Source organism: Microbacterium sp. (assembly GCF_029263575.1).
Classification (GTDB): domain Bacteria; phylum Actinomycetota; class Actinomycetes; order Actinomycetales; family Microbacteriaceae; genus Microbacterium.
The window spans coordinates 1-5,933 of sequence record NZ_JAJUFV010000167.1; the positions used below are offsets into that span (position 1 = coordinate 1).

The window sequence follows — 5,933 nt, forward strand, 5'->3', positions numbered from 1 at the left end:
CGCTCACAGCCAGCACCTGCGCGCCCAGGCAGACGACGACCACGGCGATCGTCGGCACGAGCATCCCCGCGGCGAGAGTGCGCAGCACGATGGTGAGGCCGGGTCGGCGGGTGACAAGCAGCGCCAGCGCGAGGGCGAACATGAGCGCGGTCGACAGGGCCGTCCATCCGCTCCGTTCGAAGACCACCTGCACGATGCCGGCCACGAACGGCACGGTCGTCACGGCGAGCACCGCATACCAGGCGCGCGCTCCGACACGGGCGATGAAGGTCGCGACGATCGCGCACAGGAGTCCTGCCGTCGTGGTCAGACACAGCACCGCGATGCTGCCGAGCGTCGTCAGCGCGAGCGCCTGCGAGATGCACACCAGCGCATAGGCGAACCCCGCACCGACGTGCAGATAGCGGATGCGGGTCGCCACCGTAGCCGCGGCGAGCGCCAGGGCCGCGATCACGGCGATGCCGATAACGGGGGCGAGAGCGATGTCACGCCACGATGCGAGGGCAGAGGCCGCGATCGCCACATGGACGCCGAGGTGAAGGGCGACGCGGATACCGGTGCGCACATCGCGCACCCGGGGGATCCAGCGCAGGGCGGCGGCCGCCGTCGCTGCTGCGGCGAGAACGACCCCGATGCGCACAGCGAGCGGCAGCATCGGCAGACATGCCAGCGTGATGATGGCGATGTCCGCCACGAGCGTTGCGGCGACATTCGTCGCGCGCACGATCGCGGCCAGCACTGTGTGCCGACGGGCAAGCACCGCGAACAGCCACAGGCCAGCGGCCAGCCCTGCCAGCGTGACGGGGATCGGCCACGACAGCGTCGTCACGGTCACCGAGCTCTCCTGCGTTCCCGCGGCGAACTCGTAGACGGCGCCGACGCCCACTAGCGCCGCGATGCCGAGCGGAGCCAGGCTGATCACTGACAGCACCGTGAGAGCACCGGCTGCGAGCACGCTCCGCGACGTGCTGCGCGGCAGCGGCGCCGTGGCCGCGATCGCGAACGACACCGCCGCAGAGACGGCGATCGTCGCCAGCCACCAGTCTCCCGAGATCGTGTTCACCGCCGCGGCGTGCACGGCCATGACCACGGATGCCACGGCCCCCGCTCCCGCGACATAGCTCCACCAGGCGCTCAGCAGCTGGCGCGTCGCGACGAGCGCGTGCACCGTGACAAGAGCCAGCACGAGCACCAACTGCCAGAGGCTCTCGTTGCCGAAGGCTGCGCCGAGAACGTTCGCCATGGCGATCGGCAACGCGCTGAGCACCGCCAGCACCTGGATCGTGGCCAGCATGCGGCGCTCGGGCTCCAGTGATCGAGCCTCGGCATCGTCGGTCATCCGCGGAGCGAAGCGCGGCAGCACCGCCACGAGGCCGGCGGCCACGAACGCCACCGCGACGTGACCGAGCGCCGCAGCCGGCGCACTGCCCACGGCGTAGCCGAGCATCGCGGGCACGATCGCCAGGGCCGACAGCGCACCCCAGGTCCAGATGCGAATACGCGCCGTGCGACCGGCGAACGCCATGGTGACGGCGGCGATGGCGCTGGCCACGGCAGCGATGAGCCAAGTCGTGCTCGCGGTCGTTCCGATCTGGGCGAAGGCGTAGACGTCCAATCCGACGAAGACGAGCCCGAGCCCGCCGACAGCTTCGGCCGAGAACTGCAGCCTGCGTCGGGCGAGCGCCCACGAACCGGCGAGGAACACGAGCGTCACGACAGCGACGATGACACTGCGCAGCACCCGGTCAGAGAGGTCGGGGTTCAGGAACGTGAACACGATCGCGGCGACGGCGAACAGTCCGGCACCGGCGATCGCGAGCACCGATTGCAGCGTCGCGCTGCTGCCGCGTTCGCGGAATTCTGGCGGGCCCGCGGGCGGCGGGGCGGTCGAGGGCGCCTGGTTCGAGGACGGGATGTTCGGGGTCGGCATCGGCTGAACCGAGACCGCGCCGTGATGCGCTCCGGGCGCCGGGGCAGCTCCTGGCGCCGGGGCAGCTCCTGCGGCGGAAACCACAGACGGCACGGTGCGCAGCACTGCTTCGCGCCGACGCATCGCCGCGGCCGCTGCGGTCGATGCCTCCCACACCTGGTGCCCGGTCGCACCGCGAAGGTCGGAGCCACAGGTGCGGCAGCATCCGTCCTGCAATGGCACAGCAGCGCATACCGGGCAGACGCGGGCGTCTTCCAACCGCTGAGCGATCGCCTCGCCCCATGACATCACCGTCGTCGCGCTCACGCTGCACCCTCCGTGTCGGCGTCGGCTGCGGCGGTGGCCGCAGCATCGTCGGCCGTCCAGCGCAGGATGTCGCCGGGCTGGCATTCGAGCACCCGGCAGATCGCCTCGAGCGTCGTGAAGCGCACGGCCTTGGCGCGTCCGTTCTTCAGCACCGCGACGTTGGCGGGGGTGATGCCGATGGCGTCGGCGAATTCCTGCACGCTCATCTTCTTTCGCGCCAGCTGCACGTCGAGGTCGATCACGATGGGCATCAGACGACCTCAGACATGTCTTGCTCGAGTTCGAGGGCCTTGCGCAGCAGCCCGCGCAAGACGACCACGAGCAGGGCGAGGGCAGCGCTGACGACCACGCCCAGCACAGCCAGCAGGGTCAGCGACAGCGATACGGCCCGGTTCGCGACGATCACGGCATACGAAGCTGCGATCAAGACCCCGGCACCAGCGAGCGACCAGAGGATGATGTCGACGAACCGGAACGCATCGGGGCTGAAGATGCGCTCGGCGCGCACGAGCGACAGCAGCCGCCACACGCAGATCAGCGTGATCTCGACCAGCGCCAGGAAGATGACCGCGCCGATGATGCCGGGAATCTCCAGATGCGCGACATCGGGGTTGCGCAGCGCCGTGACGCGTGCGACCTCGGGGATCACCAGAATCTGGCTCGCGAGCAGCAGCAGAAGCATCACGGCGATCAGGGTCTTCAGCGCGGCAGTCACACGGGGTTGCATCGTCAGCCTATCGATAAGCGGTCGGTATCTATCGAAAAACGATAGCTTCGGATGCCGGGCACGACAAGCCCGCGAGCACTCTCACAGAGAAGTGTCAGCATCCGCTCGCGCACCGCGCGTCACGGCAGCGCCATCGGGGTGCTAAACGCCCCCGGGGACTCAGGGAGTCTCAGAGTCGAAGGGCGAATCGAGCGAATCGGTCAGTTCGGCCAGCATCGCCTCGATCTGCGGTTCGACGTGCTCAGAGATCGCGGCCTGCACGCGCAGCCGGTGCCGGAGCAGAATGCTGCAGATCTCTCGGCCGACCATATTGGCGTACTCGTCGGCGAGGCCGACCTCTTGCCGTAGCGCCGCCTTGGCCTCATCGCTGAGCGGGGGCAGCGGCGGTAACTCGACGCTTTCGGCATCAGCGAGTCCGGCGAGTGTGAACAGGAACGGCGCTCCGGGCACCGGCTCGGGGTCGAGCGGCATGCCCTCGAACTCCGGGGCGAGGTCTTCGGTCGGACGGTAGCTGCGGGAGCGGTTGCGTGCGGCCTGTTGATCGAGCTCGCCCTGCAGCATCGGCAGATTGCGTGCGGTGTACTCGGCGACCGCGTGATCGACGATCGTCTTGATACGCGTCGACAGGCCGTGCTGCACCCCGTGCGGGACGTTGCCGCTGATGCCGACAGCGCTCAGCACGGGCGAGCCGAGACAGCGGCGGCACACGGCGACGCGACCGCGGTGGGTCGCCGGCTGCCAGCGCGGCACCCAGCGCAACCAGGCCTCGACGGCCAGGTCGACCTGTGTCTCCAACGAGCGCTCCACCCTTACAGGGTACGGCGAATGGCGCGGTCAGGGCAGATTTCGCACTCCTCGGTCATGTCGCATCCGGCCCGTCGGAGAGATCGTCCTTCTCCCACGGCCACCGCGGACGGGCGGCGCGGGTCCGCCGCAGCGCAACGCCGACCCACGCGGCGATCGCCGCCACCACAAGCATCACGAGGCTCGAGCCGCCGGTGATCAGCCCGCCCATGACGGACATGCCGGTGACGAACTCGCCCGAGGTGAACATCGCCACGATGCCGACGGCGAGCAGGTGCGCGATCGCCGTCATGATCGAGATCGCCCACACCGAGCGGAATCGCGGATACCTGATCCGCACCGCCTGCGACAGAATGCCGGCGAAGGTCACGACAGCGACGATCATCCCGATGACCCCGGGGGCCTGCCCGAGGCCGGGTACGCCGATGATGTCGGCATCCGTCGCGAAGCTCAAGATGCCGAGTCCGAGGGTGGCGAATGCGAAGAAGCCGACGGCCGTCATGACCGTCGCCTGGACAGCCGAGACCCCCGCAGGCGCGGGCCCGCGGGGGTCAGACGACTCGGTACTCGTGGCTACCTCGACAGGGTCGGGCCGGCCTCAAGCGTGCGCTCGTACTCACGCTGAGCCTCGGCGTTGAGCTCGTTCTTGCGGGCGCCGCTGCGGGCGACCCAGGCGCCGAACCAGATCGTCAGCTCGCGCCCGAGCACGAAGGCGGCGATCGCCATCGGCGCGAACAGCTGCTCGCCGATCAGGTCGACGGCGTCAGCCGAGGAGATCAGCCAGAACCGCGCTTCGAAGAGCTGGCCGAGGATGTATCCGCCGTACGAGACCACACCCACCAGGAGGCCGAAGATGACCCAGCGGCCCCAGCGACCGCGGTTGATGATCGCACCCAGCAGCCAGAAGCCGATGAAGAAGACGGCGACCGGAACCCAGAACGCCCAGGTCGTGAGCGGCGCCAGGATCTCATCGACGACGTTCTCGCTCGTCACATCTCCCTGGATCGCACTCCATCCGAGGCCGATGCCGAGGTAGAGAATCGCGAAGACGATCGTTGCGAGCAGACCGACACCGGCTGCGGTGCCACGGTTGCCGCGGTCGCGCGGCGGCTCAGGCGCCTGCACGAAGATGGGCTGATTCTGCACGGGCGCCGCGGCGGCGACGATCGGCTCCGAGGGGACGACCCGAGTCTCTGTGTCGTCAGAGGTCGCCGGCTCGTAGGCCGTATCGGCGATCGACGTCTCAGCGGCGCTGGTGTCGTCGGTGCTGAGGCCCGTGTCGTTCACGCGCGTGGCGGGCTCGCCCGCGCTGTCACCGCTCGACGAGGCATTTTCGGCTTCGACCGATTCGGCCAGGCCGGGCGTCACGAAGGTTCCGGGGTGGTCGCGCTCGGCCGCTTCGAAGGCTGCGAGATCAGGGTCGACCGCGTCGGCGGCGAGGGCGCCGGAAGCAGAGTCAGACGAGGCAGCGGTGTCGGGCTCAGCGGCCTCGGACGACGAACCAGACACGTCAGCACCAGCGGCTTCAGCATCGGCAAGGCCCTCGTTCGCGCTCGTAAGGACGTCATTGACGTCAGCGGGCTTGTCAGGCTGGGGAACCTCGGGGTCACTCATTGGGGCGCCTCTCGTCGAATATGTGCAGTGCGAGGGTATCGCCGCTCCGGTGCGCAATAGCGCAGGCGTGCCGACGTGTCGCGTGACCCGCGTAATCTCAAGGAATATCGGCGGTTCCCGGGGCGACGGCGCGCAACGTGTCGCCGACGAATTCGACCAACACCGGCCCCATCGGCGCGGCGAGCCAGACGAGGGCTGCGACGACGCCGATGCAGAGGATTCCTGCCACCCAGCTCACCCCCAGATTCCGCCCGTCCGCCTGTGCCATGTCTCAAAGATACGACTCGGGTCGGAGTTGGTCGGGCTGGACACGCGCGATGCTGCGATGGGTTCGTGTCGAATTTCAGATGCAACTGCGCGGCTTCGGCGTGGCGTGCGAGCGACATGCCGCTCGAAGCCAAGTGCGTCTGAAATTCGGCACCGAAGGTCGGTCCTCAGCCGCGCGGCGCGACGACACCGGGCAGCGACCACACCGCGATGGCGGGGCCATTCGCGGCGAGCGCGACAGACCCATCGGATGCCACGGCAAGCGTCGCGTCGCCGAACAGCGCC

Annotated in this window: 6 protein-coding genes and 1 pseudogene; all 7 read right to left on the minus strand. The window is 68.9% G+C overall.

What is annotated here, in order from left to right:
• A pseudogene (locus Q1J95_RS13630) lies at positions 1–2,236 on the minus strand (hypothetical protein); the annotation flags it as partial.
• On the minus strand, positions 2,233–2,487 hold the full coding sequence (locus Q1J95_RS13635; RefSeq protein WP_300268476.1) for a helix-turn-helix transcriptional regulator: 255 nt from the start codon (positions 2,485–2,487) through the stop codon (positions 2,233–2,235). The pseudogene Q1J95_RS13630 and the gene Q1J95_RS13635, both read right to left, overlap by 4 nt.
• On the minus strand, positions 2,487–2,963 hold the full coding sequence (locus Q1J95_RS13640) for a DUF2975 domain-containing protein (RefSeq protein ID WP_300268478.1): 477 nt from the start codon (positions 2,961–2,963) through the stop codon (positions 2,487–2,489). Before Q1J95_RS13640 ends, Q1J95_RS13635 begins: the two co-directional genes overlap by 1 nt.
• Positions 2,964–3,122: 159 nt before the next feature.
• Entirely contained in the window at positions 3,123–3,770 is a 648-nt protein-coding gene (locus Q1J95_RS13645) for a spermidine/putrescine ABC transporter substrate-binding protein (protein WP_300268481.1), read from the minus strand.
• 52 nt (positions 3,771–3,822) lie between these two features.
• Complete coding sequence (locus Q1J95_RS13650; RefSeq protein WP_300268482.1) at positions 3,823–4,269, minus strand: hypothetical protein; 447 nt, start codon at positions 4,267–4,269, stop codon at positions 3,823–3,825.
• Between the two features lie 71 nt (positions 4,270–4,340).
• A complete protein-coding gene (locus Q1J95_RS13655) occupies positions 4,341–5,381 on the minus strand; it encodes an ABC transporter (RefSeq protein WP_300268483.1) in 1,041 nt (346 codons plus the stop codon).
• Positions 5,382–5,478: 97 nt separating this feature from the next.
• Positions 5,479–5,649 carry a hypothetical protein gene (locus Q1J95_RS13660; protein WP_300268486.1) on the minus strand — a complete coding sequence of 57 codons (171 nt, stop codon included), beginning with the start codon at positions 5,647–5,649 and terminating at the stop codon, positions 5,479–5,481.
• Positions 5,650–5,933: the final 284 nt, after the last annotated feature.